General features: G+C 65.7%; 3 pseudogenes. 1 reads left to right on the top strand and 2 read right to left on the bottom strand.

The features are described 5' to 3' along the window. Nucleotides 1-310 (bottom strand): annotated as a pseudogene (locus ACLBWX_RS23075) (transposase); the annotation flags it as partial. Nucleotides 311-431: 121 nt separating this feature from the next. After that, a pseudogene (locus tag ACLBWX_RS23070) lies at nt 432-1,449 on the bottom strand (IS110 family transposase). Nucleotides 1,450-1,765: 316 nt separating this feature from the next. Between ACLBWX_RS23070 and ACLBWX_RS23065 the strand changes: the two are divergent. Then, a pseudogene (locus ACLBWX_RS23065) lies at nt 1,766-2,740 on the top strand (ISL3 family transposase); the annotation flags it as partial.

Genomic DNA, 2,740 nt, shown 5'->3' with positions numbered 1-2,740 from the left:
TCCTGAACTTGGTGCACGAGTTCGCGTCGCCGAGCAGGCGTCAGAGCTTTTTTTGCGAGCACGTGCCTCACAGGATGTGCTTGTCGAGGCTCAGATCGGCCACGAGCTGCTTGAGCTTGCGGTTCTCGTCCTCGAGCTGCTTCAGCCGCCGCAACTCGCCCGTGCCCAGGCCGCCGTAGAGCTTCTTCCAGCGGTAGAATGTCTGCTCGGAGATGCCCATCCGGTGCAGCACCTCCGCAACCGGTGTACCAGTCTCGGCCTGCTTCAGCGCGAAGGCGATCTGCTCTTCGGTGAATCTGCTCTTCTTCACGGCTCTGCTCCTCCCATCAGGGTCTCACACAACCGGAAAACTCGCACTCACGCCGGACCAAAGCGATGGGGAGACGTCATAGCCTGCCGTCGTTCTGTTCGACCTGGCAGGCGTGTCTGGGTCAAGCGGCGGCCGCGATCGCCGGTGCCGTTGCCTTGCCAAAGCGGAACTCGGTCTCGTCGCTCCACATCCGGTGCAGAACGACGGCGAGCTTGCGTGCGACCGCCACGCGAGCCCGCGCCATGCCACGATGCTTGGCAACCTGCATCCCCCAGGCGCGCAGGCTCGACCATTTGCGTGAGCGCGTTAGCAGAGAATGCGCGGCCTCGTAGAGCGCGGTGCGGGCCAACTCGTCGCCGCAGCGGCTGACCTTGCCCTGGATGTCGCTCTCGCCCGACTGGTAACGAGACGGCGTCAGGCCGAGATGAGCGCCGACGTCCCGAGAATGCCGGAACCGCTCCGGCCGGTCGATAGTGGCTCGGAAAGCGAGTGCAGTGATCGGGCCGACGCTCGGCACGCTCATCAGCCGCCGGCAGACCACCTCTTCCCGCACGATGACGAGAACCTGACGGGTCAGGCAGTCTAGCTGCTCCAGCATCATGGCTAGGATCGCCAGCAGAGGCGTGACGAGCGGCAGGATCAGGGGATCGTCGCCGGCCAACTCTTGCACGCGCCCGGCAAAGGCGGCGCGGGCCGGGGTGCCGAGCTTGATCCCGCCCTCGCGCAGGATCGCCCGCACCACGTTCTCGATGGCGCGCATCTCGTTGAGCACGGTGCGCCGCGCCACCAGCAGCGAACGCCAGAGCCGGGACTGACGCGACTTGACGTGAACCTGCCGGAACCAGCCTGTCCGCATGATCTGGGCGAGCGCACGGGCATCGTTGCGGTCGGTCTTGTTGGGCATCGTCTTCATGGCCGCGTTGGCAGACCGTGTCTCGATGCAGATCGCCGGTAGACCCGCAGCGCGCAGTTCGCCGTGCAGCCAGGCCGTCAGCGAACACGCTTCCAGGCCGACACGCTCCCGGGGGCAGGCGAAGCCCAGTCAGGGCAGCGATGAGATCGGAGGGCTCGCTTGCTGCCCGCAGCTCCTTGATGATCTGACCCGTCTCATCGACCACACAGATCGCCGTCTCTTCCAGGCAGACGTCGAGTCCGGCAAATTAGGTCATGGCTGCTCTTTTCCTGATGCTTTGGCGATCCAACGTCGACCACGATCTCACATCTCGATAGGAGCAGCCGCCTTCAGCGGATCCGCGGCAAGACCCCAATCACCCCATCTGTTTGAGCCCCTCAGTCGTCCGTCCCCATCTGCCTCGTGTGCAAACACGAATTCCGCCTGGCGGGGTGGAATGGAGAGCAGATGTGGACTGTGTTTCGGCGTGCAACTTTGGCTCTGACTACTCTCGCTGATGCCGGCAGCGTTGAGGGCGCGGATATCCAGAATGGAGCCGCAGCATGCGCCCCCGCTTCAGGCCGTCGAGTCTCGTACCTGCCGGCTTCGTCGTCGATCACCTCGATGTAGGCATCGTTCGGATCGGTCTGGTCGTGAGGTCCGGATCTGCGACGGCGACTTGCCCAGACTGCCGAACCTCTTCACGTCGCATCCAAAGCCGCTACCAGCGCCGTGCCGCCGACCTGCCGCTCGGTGGCCGGCGCGTCGAGCTCCAGGTCGTCGTAAGACGCTTCTGGTGCGACGCAGCTGCCTGCAGGCGGAAGATCTTCGCCGAGCGTTTTCCCGACGGCGTTCTGCCCGCCTTCGCGCGACGCACCTCGCGGCTGGAACAGATCGTCCATCACCTCGGTCTCGCGCTCGGTGGTCGGCCCGGTGCAGGCCTCGCCCAGCGCCTCATGTTGCCGGTCAGTCGCGACACGCTCTTGCGCGTCGTCCGCCGTCGGGCGATGACACCGTCCGATCCTCTCGGTGTCATCGGCATCGACGACTTCGCCTGGCGACGCAACCACCGCTACGGCACTCTGGTCTGCGATCTCGAACACCGCCGCATCGTGGCGCTCCTACCGGACCGCGAACAGGCCACCGCACAGACCTGGCTAAAGCAGAACGCCTCGATCGAGATCGTCGCCCGCGACCGCGGCGGCGGATATGGTGAGGCCATCGCCCGCGCTCTGCCGCAGGCTATCCAAGTCGCCGACCGCTGGCACCTCATGGAGAACGCCAGCCGCGGCTTCCTCGACGCCGTGCGCAGGTTGATGCGTCAGGTTCGCGAGGTCGTTGGCGCAGCTATCCTTGATCCGGCGCTCCTCACCGCGGCTGAGCGCATCCGGTACGAGGGTTATCTGCGCCGGGAAGAGGCGGACGTCGCCATCCGCGCGCTCGCTAAAAGCAGGCATTCCGATCCGCCGGATCAGCCAGCGACTGGGCCACAGCCGCAAGGTGGTGCGTGCGGTCCTGCGCGGCGAGCGCACGGACGT

Source organism: Methylobacterium sp. M6A4_1b, assembly GCF_053345175.1.
The sequence above is the reverse complement of the archived record's forward strand: the minus strand, read 5'-3'. Positions and strand labels throughout refer to the sequence as shown.